General features: G+C 40.9%; 21 protein-coding genes, 1 pseudogene and 1 riboswitch. All 22 genes and pseudogenes read right to left on the bottom strand.

The window, feature by feature from the left end:
• Nucleotides 1-9 precede the first annotated feature (9 nt).
• Entirely contained in the window at nt 10-1,107 is a 1,098-nt protein-coding gene (fliY, locus tag D2962_RS07435) for a flagellar motor switch phosphatase FliY (protein WP_120766844.1), read from the bottom strand.
• Complete coding sequence (gene fliM, locus D2962_RS07430; protein ID WP_122014615.1) at nt 1,100-2,095, bottom strand: flagellar motor switch protein FliM; 996 nt, start codon at nt 2,093-2,095, stop codon at nt 1,100-1,102. The genes fliY and fliM overlap by 8 nt, the downstream gene beginning before the upstream one ends.
• 16 nt (nt 2,096-2,111) lie before the next feature.
• Nucleotides 2,112-2,567, bottom strand: a complete 456-nt coding sequence (locus tag D2962_RS07425; RefSeq protein WP_120766842.1) for a flagellar basal body-associated FliL family protein — start codon at nt 2,565-2,567, stop codon at nt 2,112-2,114.
• A gap of 12 nt (nt 2,568-2,579) precedes the next feature.
• The gene (locus D2962_RS07420; RefSeq protein WP_245984961.1) at nt 2,580-3,329 is read right to left on the bottom strand and encodes an OmpA family protein; all 750 of its coding nucleotides are present in this window, start codon (nt 3,327-3,329) and stop codon (nt 2,580-2,582) included.
• On the bottom strand, nt 3,295-4,113 hold the full coding sequence (locus D2962_RS07415) for a flagellar motor protein (protein ID WP_120766840.1): 819 nt from the start codon (nt 4,111-4,113) through the stop codon (nt 3,295-3,297). Before D2962_RS07415 ends, D2962_RS07420 begins: the two co-directional genes overlap by 35 nt.
• Nucleotides 4,114-4,161: 48 nt before the next feature.
• Complete coding sequence (locus tag D2962_RS07410; protein WP_122014614.1) at nt 4,162-4,356, bottom strand: flagellar FlbD family protein; 195 nt, start codon at nt 4,354-4,356, stop codon at nt 4,162-4,164.
• 81 nt (nt 4,357-4,437) lie between these two features.
• Nucleotides 4,438-5,688, bottom strand: coding sequence for a flagellar hook protein FlgE (locus tag D2962_RS07405; protein ID WP_122014613.1), 1,251 nt, complete (start codon nt 5,686-5,688; stop codon nt 4,438-4,440).
• A 76-nt stretch (nt 5,689-5,764) separates the two neighbouring features.
• A complete protein-coding gene (locus D2962_RS07400; RefSeq protein ID WP_122014612.1) occupies nt 5,765-6,151 on the bottom strand; it encodes a TIGR02530 family flagellar biosynthesis protein in 387 nt (128 codons plus the stop codon).
• A gap of 17 nt (nt 6,152-6,168) precedes the next feature.
• Nucleotides 6,169-6,564, bottom strand: a complete 396-nt coding sequence (locus D2962_RS07395; RefSeq protein WP_122014611.1) for a flagellar hook capping FlgD N-terminal domain-containing protein — start codon at nt 6,562-6,564, stop codon at nt 6,169-6,171.
• An 11-nt stretch (nt 6,565-6,575) separates the two neighbouring features.
• A complete protein-coding gene (locus D2962_RS07390; protein ID WP_122014610.1) occupies nt 6,576-7,865 on the bottom strand; it encodes a flagellar hook-length control protein FliK in 1,290 nt (429 codons plus the stop codon).
• Between the two features lie 31 nt (nt 7,866-7,896).
• Entirely contained in the window at nt 7,897-8,466 is a 570-nt protein-coding gene (locus D2962_RS07385; RefSeq protein WP_122014609.1) for a MotE family protein, read from the bottom strand.
• On the bottom strand, nt 8,466-8,918 hold the full coding sequence (gene fliJ / locus D2962_RS07380; protein WP_120766833.1) for a flagellar export protein FliJ: 453 nt from the start codon (nt 8,916-8,918) through the stop codon (nt 8,466-8,468). Before fliJ ends, D2962_RS07385 begins: the two co-directional genes overlap by 1 nt.
• On the bottom strand, nt 8,918-10,243 hold the full coding sequence (gene fliI / locus D2962_RS07375) for a flagellar protein export ATPase FliI (protein ID WP_120766832.1): 1,326 nt from the start codon (nt 10,241-10,243) through the stop codon (nt 8,918-8,920). The genes fliJ and fliI overlap by 1 nt, the downstream gene beginning before the upstream one ends.
• Nucleotides 10,236-11,003 carry a FliH/SctL family protein gene (locus tag D2962_RS07370; RefSeq protein ID WP_120766831.1) on the bottom strand — a complete coding sequence of 256 codons (768 nt, stop codon included), beginning with the start codon at nt 11,001-11,003 and terminating at the stop codon, nt 10,236-10,238. Before D2962_RS07370 ends, fliI begins: the two co-directional genes overlap by 8 nt.
• Entirely contained in the window at nt 10,996-12,003 is a 1,008-nt protein-coding gene (fliG, locus tag D2962_RS07365) for a flagellar motor switch protein FliG (RefSeq protein ID WP_120766874.1), read from the bottom strand. The genes D2962_RS07370 and fliG overlap by 8 nt, the downstream gene beginning before the upstream one ends.
• Before the next feature lie 11 nt (nt 12,004-12,014).
• Nucleotides 12,015-13,574: a flagellar basal-body MS-ring/collar protein FliF gene (gene fliF, locus D2962_RS07360; RefSeq protein WP_122014608.1), complete on the bottom strand. Its 1,560-nt coding sequence runs from the start codon at nt 13,572-13,574 to the stop codon at nt 12,015-12,017.
• 19 nt (nt 13,575-13,593) lie between these two features.
• On the bottom strand, nt 13,594-13,878 hold the full coding sequence (gene fliE / locus D2962_RS07355; protein WP_245984959.1) for a flagellar hook-basal body complex protein FliE: 285 nt from the start codon (nt 13,876-13,878) through the stop codon (nt 13,594-13,596).
• Between the two features lie 30 nt (nt 13,879-13,908).
• Nucleotides 13,909-14,352, bottom strand: coding sequence for a flagellar basal body rod protein FlgC (flgC, locus tag D2962_RS07350; RefSeq protein WP_122014607.1), 444 nt, complete (start codon nt 14,350-14,352; stop codon nt 13,909-13,911).
• Between the two features lie 2 nt (nt 14,353-14,354).
• On the bottom strand, nt 14,355-14,759 hold the full coding sequence (flgB, locus tag D2962_RS07345) for a flagellar basal body rod protein FlgB (protein WP_245985039.1): 405 nt from the start codon (nt 14,757-14,759) through the stop codon (nt 14,355-14,357).
• Between the two features lie 159 nt (nt 14,760-14,918).
• Nucleotides 14,919-15,007: riboswitch (cyclic di-GMP riboswitch) on the bottom strand.
• A 104-nt stretch (nt 15,008-15,111) separates the two neighbouring features.
• Complete coding sequence (gene codY, locus D2962_RS07340; protein ID WP_120766827.1) at nt 15,112-15,897, bottom strand: GTP-sensing pleiotropic transcriptional regulator CodY; 786 nt, start codon at nt 15,895-15,897, stop codon at nt 15,112-15,114.
• A gap of 24 nt (nt 15,898-15,921) precedes the next feature.
• The gene (gene hslU, locus D2962_RS07335; RefSeq protein WP_122014605.1) at nt 15,922-17,325 is read right to left on the bottom strand and encodes an ATP-dependent protease ATPase subunit HslU; all 1,404 of its coding nucleotides are present in this window, start codon (nt 17,323-17,325) and stop codon (nt 15,922-15,924) included.
• A gap of 13 nt (nt 17,326-17,338) precedes the next feature.
• A pseudogene (hslV, locus tag D2962_RS07330) lies at nt 17,339-17,871 on the bottom strand (ATP-dependent protease subunit HslV).
• Nucleotides 17,872-17,882: the final 11 nt, after the last annotated feature.

Raw genomic sequence — 17,882 nt, 5'->3', positions numbered from 1 at the left:
TCCTCCCAATTACTGTAAGCTATTTACTCTTTCCATTGAATTTATAATTTCGGTTATTCTAACGCCAAAGTTCTCATCTATTACCACAACTTCGCCCTTGGCTACAAATTTTCCATTGACCAGAATATCCACAGGTTCACCGGCCATCTTATCTAATTCTACAATAGATCCGGGGCTAAAGTCTAATATTTCTTTTATGGTTTTAACCGTTCTACCCAATTCAACAGTCACTTCCAGTGGAACATCCATAATCAAATCGAGACTGGCATTTGAGGGAGGGACTGGTTCTTCTTGAAATTTTTCAAATTGGACCGGGCTCACGGTTACATTTTTCCTCCTTTCAGGTATATTTTTGTCTTCTATTTCACGGGGGGGTATTGTTTTATTTTGCATATTCTCCGAAGCCATCTTATCCTCAATTTCGGGTGCCTGTTCCAAACCATCCCCACCGTTTAAGGATAGATTATAAAGATATTTTACGAGCGTTTTAGCAAAAGGTATAGGCATAAGCTGAAAGATTTTGCTATCCAGAAGGTCGCCTACTTGTATATTAAACGAAATAACAACTATGGCTTCATTTCCCTTGAAGTAACCTTCCAGGGAATCGGTGGCAAAATTTATTCTGCTAAGTTTTGGTGGGGAAATGTTTATATCTTTTTTTAACATAGTAGATAACGATGTGGAAGCAGATCCCATCATCTGATTCATTGCCTCTCCCACAGCACTCAATCTTATGTCATCCAGCTCAACTCCGACATTTTTTCCATCCCCTCCCATCATCAGATCTGCAATTATTTTTGCGTCATTTTCTTCTATTATCATAATATTGCTTCCATTGAGACCTTTAGTGTAAGATACTTCTATAGCTATAAAAGGAACGGGATACATTTTTTTTAACTCATTCATTTTTGTAATGCTTACATAAGGAGTTGTTATTACCACCTTGTTTCGGAGCAAAGAATACAAAGTAGTCGCTGAAGTGCCTATCGAAATATTGCCTATTTCTCCAAGGGCATCTTTTTCTTCTTTCGTAAGCACATTTTCTAGCAAATCTTCGCTTCTTATAAGTTCTCTTATTTCATCATCAGACAATATATTCTCATCCATTATGTTTTTCCTCCTCCGCCACTGATCTTGTTATTTTCACAGCCATTTTGTTGTGATGAATACCAACAATGCCCTTGAATTTTAAATTGTTATGGATAAAAATATCCGTTTCGCTCCTGATGTTTTTATCCAGTGGTATGACATCGCCCAACTTCAAGTTAATAAAATCGTTCACAGTAATTTGCGCACTTCCTATGACTGCTTTTACTTCCACTTTCATTCTGCTTATTTTATTTCTTAAAAAATGTACAGTTTTTTCTGAGACTTCTTTTTTAGCGTTGGAAAGCCATATCCTGGTGGATAGCTTTGATATTATTGGTTCTATAACAATATGAGGTATACAGATATTAATCATACCCTCGCTTTTACCGATCTTAACATTGAAGGTAATCAGCGCAACTGCCTCGTTTGGAGATACCAGTTGTATAAACTGGGAATTAGTTTCTAACTTTTCCATCGACGCATTTATTTCGGTAATGTCTTTCCATGCTTCATGCAGAATTGATGTCATCTTGAAGAAAATCTTTTCAATAATGCCATTTTCTATTTCTGTAGGTTCCCTCAATTTTTCCCTAAACTCTCCGGTACCTCCCAGCAGTCTGTCAATTATAGCAAAGGCCACCGATGGATTGATTTCTATGATGGCTGCACCTTTCAATGGTGAGAAATCCACTACAGAAATCAATGATGGATTGGGAATAGACGAAATAAACTCGGTGTATGTCATCTGTTCCACATAATAGACGTTTACCTGGACCAGCGTCCTTAACTGGGCGGAAAGATACGTGGTCAACAACCTTGCAAAGTTCTCGTGAATAATGCTCAATGTATGAAGCTGCTCTTTAGAAAATTTGTTTGGTCTTTTGAAATCATATACCTTTATTTTATTGTCGGTCTCTTTATTTTTTATTTCCTCGGCTCTGATTTCACCCTTGGAGAGGGCCGAGAGGAGAGCATCTATTTCATTTTGTGAGAGAATCTCAGACAAGATTTTCCCTCCTCTCTCAGTTTACGATAATACTTGTGAAATACACATCTACAATTTTACCGCCGGATAATATGGTATTGATAGACTCTTTAATCTGTTTTCTAAGCTCTTCCATGCCGCGGCTGTCTTTTACTTGCTCAAAATTTTTTGACCTTAATATGGCAAATATTCTGTCCCTTATTTCATAATCTTTAGATTGGAGTTCTTTCACAATATCCTTATTTTCCAATACATAGACAAGGGAAACCTTAATATAACCTTTATCTGAAAGATTGGTCAAAAAATCCCCTGCAGAATATGTGACGGCCTGTTTATTTGATTCCACATGGACGGTATTGCCCCCCGCAAAATTTCTCACTACAAAATAGGCTATTCCTGTAGTCATCAACATCAATATAAACAGCACCATTATGATGAGTATTATGCTTCGAAGATTTATCTTATTGCTCTGATTGGTTTGAACCGTAGCCATTACTTTTCCCCCTTACTTAGGCTCCTCATTCTCGGAAACTGATTTTAAAATGACAATATCCACCCTCCTGTTTAAAGCCCGGTGCTTATCTGAGTCATTGGGCGCTATAGGTCTGTATTCACCATATCCGGCTGCAGACATCGAGTATGGAGAAAAATTATGCTTATCTATAAAATACCTTACCACATTGACCGCTCTGGCAGTGGATAATTCCCAGTTTGAAGGGAATTCCTGCGTATGTATGGGAACATTATCAGTGTGGCCTTCAACTCTTATCTGCCGGTGGCTTTGCTTTAAAACAGGGACAATTTTGTTTAGTACGGCTTTGGCCTGCTCTTTGATATCTGCCTTCCCCGAATCAAAAAGAACTCCTTCCACAAACCTGATTACAAGACCCCTTTCATCCAAATTGACCTGAACCCCATTTAAATTATTCTGTTTCACTATGTCCTTCACATTCTGCTCGAGCCTTTGAAACTGCCTCTGTTCTTCGGCTGAAACCAGAAACTGCCCCACTTCCCCCGATTCAATAAACTCTCCCTTCTCCAGTGTCTGCCCTCCCTGTATAATTCCCAGGGAACCCTGAAGAGAAGTCATAAACATGTCGAATTTTTTTGCATCAACACTTGACAATGAGAAAAGTAATACAAAAAATATTAAAATTTGTGTTATCATATCTCCGTATGTAGTCATCCAGAGGGGAGAACCGGGTGCCTGTTCATTACCGTTACCTCGTCGTCTGCTGCCAGGCAAGGTCTTCACCACCGCTCTCCACGGATTTAGACCCACGTAAATTATTCCGCTTTTTGGGCGATAAAAATGCATTCAATTTCTCTTCGATTATCCTTGGGTTTTCTCCGGCCTGGATGGATAACATACCCTCTATCATGACTTCTTTCAAGAGTATTTCTTCTCTACTTCTAACTTTAAGTTTGCCGGCTATAGGTATAAATAGCAGATTTGCAAAAATGGCTCCGTAAAACGTGGTAATTAAGGCAACAGCCATACCGGGCCCCACGGCGCTGGGATTGTCCAGTTGTTTTAGCATATTGATAAGGCCTATGATTGTACCAATAAGGCCGAAGGCAGGGGCTAACGTTCCCATGGTTTCAAATATGCTCTGACCTTCTTTATGCCTTTCCTCCAAAAAAGCCAGTTCCGTTTCAAGAATGTTTCTTACCAGTTCCGGGTCAGTGCCATCAACAATGAGCAGTATTCCCTTTTGTAAGAATTCGTCCTTCAATTGGTAAGCGGCATCCTCCAGTGCGAGCAGCCCCTCTCTCCTGGCGGTTTCAGCCAGGCTTACTATGTTTTTTATGATATCTCCGGCTTCTACCTGTTTTTCTGTAAATACTATTTTTAAGATCTTCATCACATCAATTAATTTTGCAAGAGGATAATTTACCAGTATAGCAGCCAGAACGCCACCAAAAACGATAAGGGCCGACGGAACATTTATAAAAGCGCTTAATGACCCTCCCATATAAATAGCCCACAAAAATATTACTATACCGCTGACAATACCTATCACCGTAGCCAGGTCCATCAGCTACACTTCCCTTCAAAATATTAATCAAATTAACTTCTTCGCTTTCTATAGATTTTTAGTTCCATAAATCTTTCTTTTATACTCGATTACTTTTTGTGCAACTTCCTCTTTTGTTTCCTTCACCACCAATTTTGTATCGTTGGTAAGGGTTATCACGGTGTCGGGAGTAGCTTCTACTGTCTGTATCAACTCAGCGTTCAGAATAAAACTTCTGCCGTTAAGTTTTGTTAGCTCTATCATAAGCGACACCTCTTTTCCCCGGGTCCGGTTTTTACACCGGACCCGGGATATTTTATCAAAACCTTAAGTCGCCATAAAAATTTATCTCTTCAGGTTTACCAGCTCCTGTAACATCTCATCCGATGCCGTTATTATCCTGGAATTGGCCTGGAACCCCCGCTGGGTGATGATCATCTGCGTAAATTCTTCGGAAAGGTCCACGTTGGACATTTCCAGAGCACCCGGCGATATGGTGCCCCTGCCGCCGGTGCCGGACATGCCTATTTGAGGCTCGCCGGAGTTATTTGAATAGCGGTAAAGATTCTCGCCGGCTTTTATTAGGCCTCCGGGATTGTCAAAGTTGGCCAGGGCTACCTGGGCCAGTTCCCTGCTCTGCCCATTGTCAAACACCCCGGAAATAACGCCATTAGTATCTGTTGATATACCCAGCAAAGTCCCTGCGGCATAACCATTTTGGGAAGAAAGGTCTACTGTAGTTTCTTTGGCATACTGGGTTACTTCATTAAAATCAGGTGTAAATGTAATCGTGTTGGCTCCAGTTATTGTTATCTGCACTTGGGATAAAGAGCCCGTTGCAGCTGGATCATATTTCCCATTTATATCAAATTTCAAAGTTCCATTATCACCAGTCAAGTTTGTTATTAAACTATCATTTGGATCTTTAGTAATAACATATCCCCATTCATTCGGGTTAGTATTTGTAAAAGTTATATTTAAAATATGAGCTCTGCCCAATGAATCATATACTTTAAATGGCAATTTATAACTATCACCATTCGTAGCTCCTGCATCCAGGTTTTTTGCAAAACTCACGGCATCCGTGGCCCTTGCTTCCATCATCATGCCTTTTTTAATAACAATCTGGTTTATATTCTGGGGAGATTTATCCGCAGGAATCGTATATGATTTTGTATCCTGCCAGCCAAGCACTTTCAATCCATTGGCTGTGTTGACCAGATTGCCCTCTTCATCAAAGCTGAAGTTTCCTGCCCTGGTATAAAACCTATCCATGCCGTTGCTCACTATGAAGAATCCATCACCTTCGATGGCCATATCGGTCATATTGCCTGTAGATTCCAGGCTCGAGGGGGCATGTATGGTGTCGATGGTGGCTATGGTCATGCCCAGTCCTACCTGCATGGGATTGGTCCCACCCCGGTTTCCCTGGGGAGATGCCGCTCCCCTCATGGTCTGGCTGAGCGCATCCTGAAAGGTAACCCTGCTTTTTTTAAATCCGACGGTATTGACATTGGCTATATTGTTTCCAATGACATCCATCTTTATCTGGTGGTTTCTCAATCCTGTCACACCGGAAAACATTGACCGCATCATAATAAATTCCTCCTTTATTTTTTAGGTGCCAGCTCCTTCAGTCATTCCGGAGCTTTGAGCCTCCTTGCGGTCCAGCTCATACAATTACGGCACCGTCTATATTTGTAAATACATTTTCCTTTATGCTGGGGCCATCCACAGCCGTTATAACGGTTCTGTTCTTGATGCTCACCACAAAAGCCAGGTCATTCATTAAGATAAGGGATTCCCTCACGCCCTTTTGGGCTGCCCTGTCTACAGCGTTATTGAGTTTTACCATTTGCTCCGGGTTAAGATGGATATTTCTCATATTCATTCGCATTTGAGCGTGATTGGATATCCTTAGATCCCTTTGATCGATTTTTTGCTGTAATATCTTCTGAAAAGTTTCAGCTTTGCTCCCGCCCTGCTCCCCTGTTGCCTTAGGTTCTCCGGTTCTTATCCCGCTGTTAATTTGAGGCGGAATTTTTATGTAATCCGGCAATCATATCCCCCCTTGTCTTATCTTATCTCAAATACTTTTTCCATGGGAACTTTGATTCCCTCTTCTCCAATCATTAAACTTATTTTCCCTTTGTCGAAAGCAACACCTGTTATTTGCCCTGCAATTTCCTTTTCCTCTTCTTCATCAAAAGCCTTTGCCGTTTTGCCAATCACGTTTACCGCTGAAAGACCGGCCAGCTGTAGATTTAAATTTTGCATCTGTTCCAGAGAACTGAACTGGGCTAGCTGGGCGATATATTCCTTGCTATCCAGGGGTTCTAGCGGATTCTGATTTCTAAGTTCCGTCACGAGAAGCTTTAAGAAATCATCCTTTCCTAAATTGGCATTACCAGGTTTATGCTTTTCGGTATTGGATGTTCCATTAATGTTATAATAAGTATTTACGGATGACATGATATCCCTCCTTATACGACATAATTGACACTGACTGTATTCTCCAGGCCATTAAAATATTTCAGTGAAGTTATTTCCCTGACCTGTTCTTCATCTTTTAAGTTATATCTTGTTTTTCTGGAATGGTGAAATTCATAGTTTCTCTCAAATTCCCTGCCATTAAAGTTCCCGGCCTGCCAGTCGGATGTCTGATAAATATTGACTTCTGTTAGATTATAACCATGCTGCTGTATCTGGTTCTTCAGTTCCTGGACATGATACTGCATGGCTTCATGTATATAGGCATTTTCTATGAAAAGTTCCGCTCTAAGTTTATTTCCATCCGAAAAAATCTTGACCATGACATTCCCCAGATGTTCGGGCTTTAACTTGAGGCTTAATTCACTTCTTCCGCCTTTCAGAGCCAGTTGAATCTTATCCACTATCTGTTCCAATGTTTTAATAGCAAATGGTCTGGTTTCCTGAGACAAATGCACTTTTTCATTAAGACCTGTGGATTTACTTTCAGGCAATACTTCGTTTGAGTATCTTTCTAAAACGGGAAAATCGATGTCTGAAGTGTTTTTAAACGATTTTTGTACCGGAATTACTTCAGAGTAACTTTTTCCTGTTTTGGAAACCCACTCTTTTATTTGGTTTTGTTCTTTTTTCATATCCATCTCTTTTGTATTATTATCCCGTTTTGCCGCACTGGCTTCGATGTCTATCTGGAACTTTTCACTTTTTTTCATCGGCGCAAGGTTATAGCCCCCGGTTTGTTCCACTTCAACGGATTTTTTCTGTACAATAGAACTTTCGTTTTCATTCGCTGCTTTGATACTATCAGCTTTTTGATTTAACAGTTTTTTTAGTTGCTCCAGAAATGAATTAATATCTACTTTTGCCATTTCCGGGCTGCAGGACTTCAATGCCTCGAAAAATTTTGCCGCTATTTTTTCGTTAAGCCTGCCTTCCGAAAAAAAACGGGTCACCAAATCTTTCCATAGACTGTTTATTTCACCATTATCAAGCAGGCGTACAGTATTCTGTACTAAAAGTTGATTTTGCAAATTATTAACGTCATCGCTTACAGCCCCATTAGCTTTTTCATCCGGCAATTGGCCCATATTTATCAAAGCCAGAAGCTGCAATAAAACAACATTGAGATTTTGTCCTATCTCTTTTAAATCTTTTGCAGATTCTTTTTCAAATTCCTGCAAAATAGTTTCAAAATTAGCGGCCGCTTTTAAAACATCTTTTTTGCCGGCGGAAGTTTTATTGGGACCATTATTTAAAACCGCAGCCAATCCCGTTATATCCATGTTCTCACCTCCTTTCACTGATTTTTTTAGCCTATATTCCACTCATCTTTTTAGTGATGGACGCTGCTTTTTTGGGGTCCAGGGCAGATAAAATTTGTGATACCGATTCTTTTTTCATATTCTGGAATATCTGGATGATAAGCTCATCATCCATGGTGGCAAAAATCTTAGCCGCATTGCCCGGATCCATCAACTCGTAATATTGGGATATATCCTTTATGTTCTTTAAATTTGTTTCTAACTTCGCCCGGGTAGCCAAAAGCTCGGATTCTTTTAATTTTAATTCCTGCTCACGATTATTTAGCTCCTGTTCCTTGACCTTTAACTCCTGTTTTTTCTTTTCAATATTGTCCCATTCCGCTTTAAGCTTATTTTTTTCTTCTTCAATGAGTTTTTGCTGCCTCTGCACCTCATTCATCTGTTCCGCCTGTTTTAACCTGTTATTAAAACCTGGTATAATTGCAAGAACTTTTTTAACAGAAGGATTGGTTTTGTTTAAATCCGCATGGTTAAAATACAAAATAAGCCCCAGGACAAAAATCACCACAACAATAAACACCGACAATGCTATTATAAAGTTCTTATTGTTGAGAAAATCCATCAAGTTCTCTCCTCTCGAAAGATGTGCCTGGTGGCCGCGGACTCATCGCTGTTTTTCTGTTCTTCCAAATTTACTTGTTTTAAATAATCCCTGAATCTTTTTTCCTTAATTTTTTCAAAAACCTGTCTTTCCTTCTTTATTTCAATAAAAGACACCCTGCTGTGGTTATAAACCGCTACCGCGTTGTCCACGACAATTTTTTGGGATTTTATGCTGGAGTTTAAATCATCGATATATGTATTAAACAAAGAAAGGTCCATAACTTTCACTGAATCGGACAGCGAACTTTCAAGTTCACCCTTGATTTTTGAGTCAGTTTGCAGTAAATTATTGAGGCGATCTTCTTCTTTTAACTTTATTAAAATTGCTTCAGCCAGTTTTTGCTTATGTATCTTTTCGGTGATTTTTTTTACTTTAAGAGGAGTTTCCAGTTTAAAGTTGAATTTTTTCATTACTGCACTTCCTCTTTAAATATTCCTTCCAGTTTTTTGAGTGTCTCCTCATAATCTATTTTATCGTCAATTTCTTGCTGCAAAAAGTCTTGAATTTTATCTATATACATTATTGCTTCATCTATTCTGGGATTGTTTCCTCTTACATAGGCCCCTATGTTTATAAGGTCTTCCGCTTCCCGGTATACCGAGAGGATATTTTTAACCCTGCCTGCCAGCATTTTATGTTCTTTAGTGATAACATCATTCATCAACCTGCTTATGCTGGCCAGGACATCGATAGCGGGATAATGGTTCCTGTCGGCAAGGGTCCTTGACAGCACTATATGACCGTCTAGAATACCCCTCACCGCATCGGAGATGGGTTCATTCATGTCGTCGCCATCTACCAGCACCGTATAAATTCCGGTTATTGAACCCTTTTTGGATGTTCCGGCTCTTTCCAGAAGCTTTGGCAATATGGCGAATACGGAAGGTGTGTACCCTCTTGTCACCGGAGGTTCCCCAGCCGCCAGGCCTACTTCCCTTTGAGCCATGGCAAACCTGGTGAGGGAATCCATCATCAGCATAACATTAAGGCCCTGGTCCCTGAAATATTCTGCAATGGCAGTGGCGGTAAAGGCAGCTCTAGTCCTTACCAGGGGCGGCTGATCGGATGTTGCCACCACTATAACAGACCTTCTCAATCCCTCTTCACCCAAATCTTTGTGGATAAAGCCATTTAGCTCCCTGCCCCTCTCGCCTATCAGGCCTATCACATTGACATCTGCCCTGGTGTTCCGGGCAATCATACCTAATAAAGTACTTTTTCCTACACCGCTGCCGGAGAAGATTCCTACCCTCTGGCCGCATCCACACGTCAGAAGGGCATCAATGGCTTTTATTCCCAGGGGCAGTGGTTTTGTTATAAGAGACCTCTCAACGGGATTGGGAGGAGCATTAAATATCGGGTAATGGCCGTCATATACCAGCGGCCCCTTGCCGTCGATGGGATTTCCCAGACCGTTTAATATTCTGCCAAGAAGCCCTGTTCCTACGGGCACGGTCAATTTTTTGCCACTAGCTTCCACTTCCCATTCGGGCCCCACATCTTCCATGTCACCCAGGGGCATCAAAATAACTGTCTTTCCATGAAATCCAACTACCTCTGCGGTGATTTTTTTATTGGTCTTAGATGCTGTAATTGTGCAGATCTCGCCTATTTCCGCCGGCGGTCCCAGTGATTCTATAGTAAGACCTACTATTTTTGCAATTTTGCCTCTGGGCTTTACAGTCTCTACTTCATCTATGGCTTTATATACATGTTGGAACAGGTTTTCATGCATCCTCGATTACACCTATTTCCTTCAACTTTGACCGAATATTTTCTACCTGCGTGTGTATCCCTGCATCCATCTGAAAATAATCGCTGTATATAATACATTCTCCGGAGGAAAGCAGCGGATCTTTTACAAAATTAATTTTACTTACGCCATTTTTTATATTTGACAAATCCTCCAGCGAAATAACTTTTTCATAATCATGTTCCGAAAGCCTTATAAAGACTCTATCTTCCCCCACTTTCTCCAGAGCTTTTTTTATTATATTCAAATAGCATTCCGGTTCAACTTCTATTTTTTGGCATAAAATTTTTTCAGCTATATAAAGTGCAATTTTTAATGTTTCCTTTTCCAGATAATCAAGGTATATCTTGTTTTGGTCCAATAACTGTTTTCTAAGTAAATTAAACTGGGAAAGGCGCTCTTCCCACAAAACCCTGTATTGCTGCTGAACCTCCTGCTTTCCCTTTTCAAAACCATCATTATAACCTTTTTCAAAGGCTTGTTTTTCAATCTCTTGTTTTTTGCCATTGGCATCGGCCACAATTTTTTCCGCTTCGGTTTTAGCCCTGCTCAGGGTATCCCGTGCCATAGCCATAGCGTCTTCCATCAGTAGTTTCATCCCATCCTCATAAAACCTGTTACGGGTTGCTCTTACCGTATCCATCTTGTTTTCGTCAACCCTGTTATTTATATCGGTTTTAAAGCTCTTCAGCATGTAAGGAGAACGACTGTTTACATCCACATATTTCAATACCCTAGACAATTATCTCATCACCTCCGCCGCGCGAGATGATTATCTCTCCTGCATCTTCGAGTTTTCTTATAATATTGACTATCTTCTGCTGGGCTTCTTCCACGTCCCTTAAACGCACTGGACCCATATACTGCATGTCTTCATTGACCATTTCAGCCTGGCGTTTGGACATGTTGCTGAAGATTTTTTTCTTAACCTCTTCGCTGGCACCTTTTAATGCCATTGTAAGGTCCTGATTATCCACTTCTCTAAGAGTGCGCTGCACAGACCTGTTGTCCAGAGTAAGGATATCTTCAAATACAAACATTCGGCGCCTTATTTCTTCAGCAAGGTCCGGATTATCCATCTCGAGGGCTTCTATAATATTCTTTTCAGTGCCTCTATCTACATTGTTCAGAATATTTACCACAGCCTGGATTCCGCCAACGTTGGTATAATCCTCGTTCACCACGGAAGCCAGCTGTCGTTCCAGCACCTTTTCAACTTCAAGGATGACATCCGGGGATGTCCTATCCATAGTGGCCACACGCCGTGCAATATCCACCTGCTTTTCAGGAGGCAGCGATGATAGAAGGGAAGCTGACTGTTCCGGGTTCAAGTATGTCATTATCAGGGCGATGGTCTGGGAGTTTTCATTTTGGAGAAAATTCATCAACTGTACCGGGTCTGCTTTTCTTATAAAATCAAAGGGTCTAACCTGCAGGGAAGATGTAAGCCTGTTAATTATTTCCAGAGCCTTCTGGGTACCCAACGCTTTTTCCAGGATATCTCGGGCGTAATCAATCCCACCTTCAGTTATATAGTTTTGAGCCACCAGCATTTGGTAAAATTCCTCTGCTATGGCATTTTTATCTTCGTTGGAAATTTTCTTTAGATTGGCTATTTCCAGAGTTAACTGTTCAATCTCTTCTTCTTTTAAGAATCTATATATATTTGCAGCTATTTCCGGTCCCAGTGAAACCATCAGGATAGCCGCCTTTTGTTTTCCGGTAAATTTAGTCAAAGGCACTTTTTCCACCTCTAATCCTCATTCAACCATGTCTTTAATAATCTGGCCACATCTTCAGGCTTACGGCGGGCAAGTTTTTCTATGCTTGCATAAACATCGTTTCTTGTGGTTTCGGTTGTTTGAGAAGCCGCCTGTTGAGCCGCAGCCTCCTGTGCTTCGGCCAATTCGCGGGCGATTCTTTCTTCTTCTCTTTTCCTTCTCCTACGGACAGTTATAAAACTATAAGTACCGAATAATATAGCAGTTAGTAGACCAGCACCAATAAAAATAAGATTCCTTTGATTGGCCCTTTGCTGTTTAAGATTATTCATTTCATTTGTTATTGCTGTGACCAGGTCATTGTTGAATGTCATACCCTCGACGGAAATTTGATCCCGCTGCGGGTCATACCCAATAGCATTGCCTACCAGGCGGGAAATGGCATCTTTATCATTGTCATTTAGAGTCCTGTTAACCACCACCGAAACCGTCAGTTTATCAACAGCCCCCGGAGCTACCGTTAAATTCTCGTGAGATTCATTTATCTCGTAATTTCTGGTTACATCTGATTTTTGATATTCAGAATTACCTGCGTTTACCTGCTGATAACCGGGAACATTAGTATCAACTCCCGGAACTCCCCCCGGGACATTGCCTGTTCCTGCGAAATGCTCCCGCAGGTCCTGGACGCTTCGGAGTATTCCTTCGCCGGTGTCCTTATTGACAGGTGAAAACAACTTGTTTTCAACAATTTTTTTGTCAAAATTTAACTTCGCACTTACCCTGACCACTACATTCCCGGGACCGAAGACTTGCTCCAACAGTGATTGAACGCTGGCCTGCAGTTGTTTTTGAAAATTGTTCTGAATTGTCAGTTGTGAATTAACAACTTCCTTGGCGTTATCATCCTGAGAAAGGGGAATATTAGACAGGATCCTACCGTAATCATCAATCACTGTTACATTTTCAGGTTTCATTCCTTCAACTGAATGTGATATTAAATTGATAATTCCTTTGACCTCTTCCTCCGTAATCTGAGCCCCCGGTTTTAACTTCAAAAAAACCGCAGCAGAAGGTTCGGATTTCGATCCTGTTTCGATAAAAAGGCTTTTTTCCGGTTGTACTATATGTATTCTAGCAGAGTCAACCTCTGCCATTTCTTCAATGGTCCGTGTAAGTTCACCCTGAAGGGCCTGGTTGTATTGTAATTGTCTTTCCCAGTCTGTGGTACCCAGCTTGGTTTTATTAAAGACATCACTAAAATCCATGACCCCACCTTTTGGGAGTCCTTCCTGGGCTAGCATGATTCTGGTTTTATACACCTGTTTGGGGTCCACCAGAATTGACCTTCCGCCATCTTCCAGCTTGTATGCTATTTTGGCATCATCAAGCTTTTTTACGATGTCTCCTGCATCTCTAGCGTCAAGATTTACATAAAGCGGAGCGTAAGTTGGACGGTTGAGAAGAAAAATCAAGAAACTAATGGCACCTATCATGAAAAAAGCACTTAAAGAAATTTTAATTTTTTGTGCCCTATTTCTACTTAGCCAGAAGTCGCTCACCTGCTGCCAGAGCTTTTTAAAAAAATCCATCTAACTCCACCTTCATCTATTATACTTGCATCCTCATAATTTCCTGGTAGGCTTCGATGGCTTTGTTTCTTATCTGCAAAGTGAGCTCCAGTGAAAGCTTCGCCTTTTCTCCGGCTATTACCACATCATGAATATTGATGCTTTCATCTACCAACTGTCTCTTTAATATTTCATCATAATCATTTTGCATTTTATTAGCCGAGTCGAAGGCTGCTTTTAATATATCCTGAAACGATTTTTGTCCCTGTTCTTTAATCCCCTCGTAAACTTTGGGCATTACTTCATTGATACTGGAAATGTTCAAAAGTTCATCTCCCTTCCGGCATTATAGAAATCATATCCTCCCTATCTCCAGGGCTTTTGTTATCATGCTTTTAGCGGAATTTATGGCAGTGACATTGGCTTCATAGCTCCTGGTGGCAGAAATCATATCCACCATTTCCGTCACCACATTGACATTGGGCATTCTTACATACCCTAAAGCATCGGCATCGGGATGAGAAGGATCATATACCAGTTTGAACGGTGCGGGGTCCTTTTCCACAGCCACAACCCTTACACCCTGCCCCGACTGGTTTTTAAAGAAATTTGAAAGTATCTTCTCGAAAGAAAAGTCTTTTTTCCTTTCCTGGAAAACAACCCTTTCCCTCCTGTATGGTCCCCCCTCTTCGGTTCTGGTGGTGTTGACATTGGCTATATTGTTCGATATGACATCCATCCTTAACCTCTGGGCGGTAAGGCCTGAAGCGCTTATATCCATAGAGTCAAAAAAACCCACTTTTATCTCCTCCCTTCACTTATAGCCATATTGAGCAGCTGAAAAACCCTCTGAAGCTGGTCTGCTGTCATGTTGTAGGAAAGAGTATTTTTAGTAAGTTCAACCATTTCCTTATCTATATCCACGTTGTTCCGGTCGTTTCTCAGGGTAGTGTCATTTTGTACGAAAATCCTTGGTTGGATATCACTCACCATTTTTATGTTGCTTATATGGTTTTTGTGAGTGGTAGTTAATGGCAGCACATTTTCCTGCTCCATATTCTTTTTAAGCACTTCTTCAAAAGATACATCGGACCTCTTGTAGCCAGGTGTATCCGCATTGGCGATGTTATTTGAAAGAATCCTGTTTCTAAGCCATTTTGCATCTAAAAGTTTTTCCATTAATGAAATACTGTCAAAAAGGCCCATCAATTTTCATCACCCCTTTTTCGACCTTTTTTTGCTGGTTTCGTCTAATTTAACTAAATTCGCCAAAAAAATTAATTCTCCTTTTTTTAGATCATGCATTTTACATTAATTTTACACTGTATAAAAAAAACTATCTTGAAAAGATAGTTATTCTATCCTTTCAGCAGCCTAGCTGGCGTAGTACGTAGTGCACCTTAGCCCTATGGCTTTGCGTCCTCCCCTTTCGGTGAAGTTTGCCTTTTTAGGGATTTTTTGTTATTTTTTACAAGATATATTATTAGACAAAAAACGCTAAAATCCTTCTTTATTCAAAAAAAATGCGTGAATTTTATCACGCATTTTTCCCCGGGTATTAAGCTCTAACTTTTTTCAATTCTTCAAGAAGTTTATCATTTAATATTTTGATGTAAGTTCCCTTCATACCTAAAGACCTGGATTCAATTACGCCGGCGCTTTCAAATTTCCTCAAAGCATTGACAATAACCGATCTGGTTATGCCCACCCTATCGGCAATCTTGCTGGCCACCAGCAGGCCTTCATTGCCATCCAGTTCTTCAAAAATATGTTCCACCGCTTCCAGTTCCGAGAAAGACAGAGTTCCTATGGCCAACTGTACCACGGCTTTCTTACGGGCTTCCTCTTCTATCTCCTCGCTCTTTGACCTGAGGATTTCCATCCCCACCACGGTGGCGCTGTATTCGGCCAGAACCAGGTCTTCATCCGTAAATTTATCGCCAAACCTGGCCAGTACCAAGGTTCCGAGCCTTTCGCCGCCGCCATTTATCGGAACTATGGTTGTAAGTTTATCAGGATGGGGACATTTTGTTACATTATCGAACACGCACTCCAGAGTATCCTGGGATACATTTGATTTGGTTTCGTGAATCTCCAACAGCTTGTCATTATAATGTTTCGGGAACATCTTTTCTTCCAGAACTTCATCCTGAACAGCATCGCAATCGTAATTTTCCATCAAATAGTAACCCAGCACCTTGCCTTTTCTGCTTGCAACATAGGCATTTGCAGTAAGGACTTCACCCAGTGTTTTGCATACCTCGTTAAAATCCACAGGATATCCTGCAGATCTCTGCAATAATTTGTTGATCCTTCTTGTTTTTTCTAATAGACTTTCACTCATTATGGTTCCTCCTTAATTTATTTATTATAATATATACTTACTAAGATCTTTATCCTTAACAATATCCTTTAATTTGTTATTGACGAACTGCCGGTCAATGGTTATGTCACTTTTTTTAAATTTGAGTTCGGGGGCATTGAAAGATATGTCTTCCAGCAATTTTTCCATAATGGTATGAAGCCTTCTGGCGCCGATATTCTCCGACTGCTGGTTGACATAAGTTGCCACTTTTACTATTTCATCAATAGCATCTTCTGAAAAATGGATTTTTATACCTTCTGTTTCGATTAATGCGGTATATTGTTTAATTAGTGAATTTTTGGGTTCTATTAAAATCTTCTTTAAATCCTCTTCTGACAGGCTTTTTAATTCCACCCGTATGGGGAACCTTCCCTGAAGCTCGGGAATTAAATCCGAAGGCTTGGAAACATGAAAAGCTCCCGCAGCGATAAAAAGAATATGGTCGGTTTTAACGGGTCCATATTTAGTAACGACAGTTGAACCCTCCACAATAGGAAGGATGTCCCTTTGAACCCCTTCCCTGGATACGTCGGGACCGTACGATTCTTTGCCGGCTATCTTGTCTATTTCATCTATGAAGATAATACCGGTTTCCTCGGCCTTTTTTATGGATTCGTTAATAACTTCATCCATGTCAATCAATTTCTGGGCTTCTTCCTGGATTAGTATCTTGCGGGCATTTTCAATTGTTACCTTTCTCTTTCTCCGGCGCTTGGGAAATAGTCCTCCAAACATATCCTGGAGGTTTATTCCCATTTCTTCCATACCAGAACCCGAGAACACCTCCAGCATAGGAGGCGCATTATCTTCCGTCTCTATTTCAATAATTTCTTTGTCCAGCTTTCCTTCTTTTAGTTCCCTCAATATTTGTTTTCTTCTTTCTTCTATATTCCTGGCTCTTTCTTCAAAATCGCTTTCATTTTCACGGTAATCATTTTTGGAAAAGCCCGTGAAAATAGCTTCAAAAGGATTCTTGGCACCCGGCTTTACAGGATCCGGACACAGTATTTCAGCTATCTTTTGTTCTGCCATAACCTTTGCCCTGTCTTTGACTTTTTCCATTTTTTCCTGTTTAACCATCCGTATGGATGTTTCCAGCAGGTCCCGTACCATGGAATCCACGTCCCGCCCCACATAACCCACTTCAGTAAATTTTGTGGCTTCTACTTTCACAAAAGGAGCGTTTACCAGACGGGCAAGCCTTCTGGCTATTTCTGTCTTTCCTACACCGGTGGGGCCTATCATCAGGATGTTTTTGGGCATTACCTCTTCCTGCATTTCCTCGGAAAGTTTTTGTCTTCTCTGCCGGTTTCTGAGAGCTATGGCCACGGATTTCTTGGCCTCATCCTGCCCTACTATATATTTATCCAGTTCTTCTACTATTTTTCTGGGAGTCAAATCTTCCATTGAATTCACCTCTTTAAAGGGTTTCCACGGAAATGTAATTATTGGTGTATATGCATATTTCCGAAGCTATCTTCAAGGATTCCTCAACGATTTTTTCCGCCGGCAGTTCGGAAAACCGGCTTAAAGCGCGGGCTGCGGCCAGTGCATATGGGCCCCCGGACCCAATAGCCGCTATGTTGTCATCGGGTTCAATTACTTCTCCATTTCCCGAAATAACCAGTATGTGTTCTTTATCGGCAACAATCAGCAATGCTTCCAGTTTCCTCAGCATCTTGTCAGTACGCCATTCTTTTGCCAGGTCTACAGCAGCTTTAACCAGATTACCATGGGACTCTTCCAGTTTACCTTCAAATTTCTCAAATAAGGTTATGGCATCGGCCACGGAGCCAGCAAAACCTGCAAGCACCTTGCCATTATAGATTTTCTTATTTTCCTGGCGTGGTGCTTCATTATGGTATGCTCGCCGAAAGTCACCTGGCCGTCGCCGGCAATGGCCGCTCCATTATTATTCACAACGGCAACGATGGTTGTAGCATTAAACATGATCGTTCCTCCCT

Source organism: Biomaibacter acetigenes (assembly GCF_003691585.1).
Classification (GTDB): domain Bacteria; phylum Bacillota; class Thermosediminibacteria; order Thermosediminibacterales; family Tepidanaerobacteraceae; genus Biomaibacter; species Biomaibacter acetigenes.
This window is presented reverse-complemented; position numbering and strand designations above follow the sequence as displayed.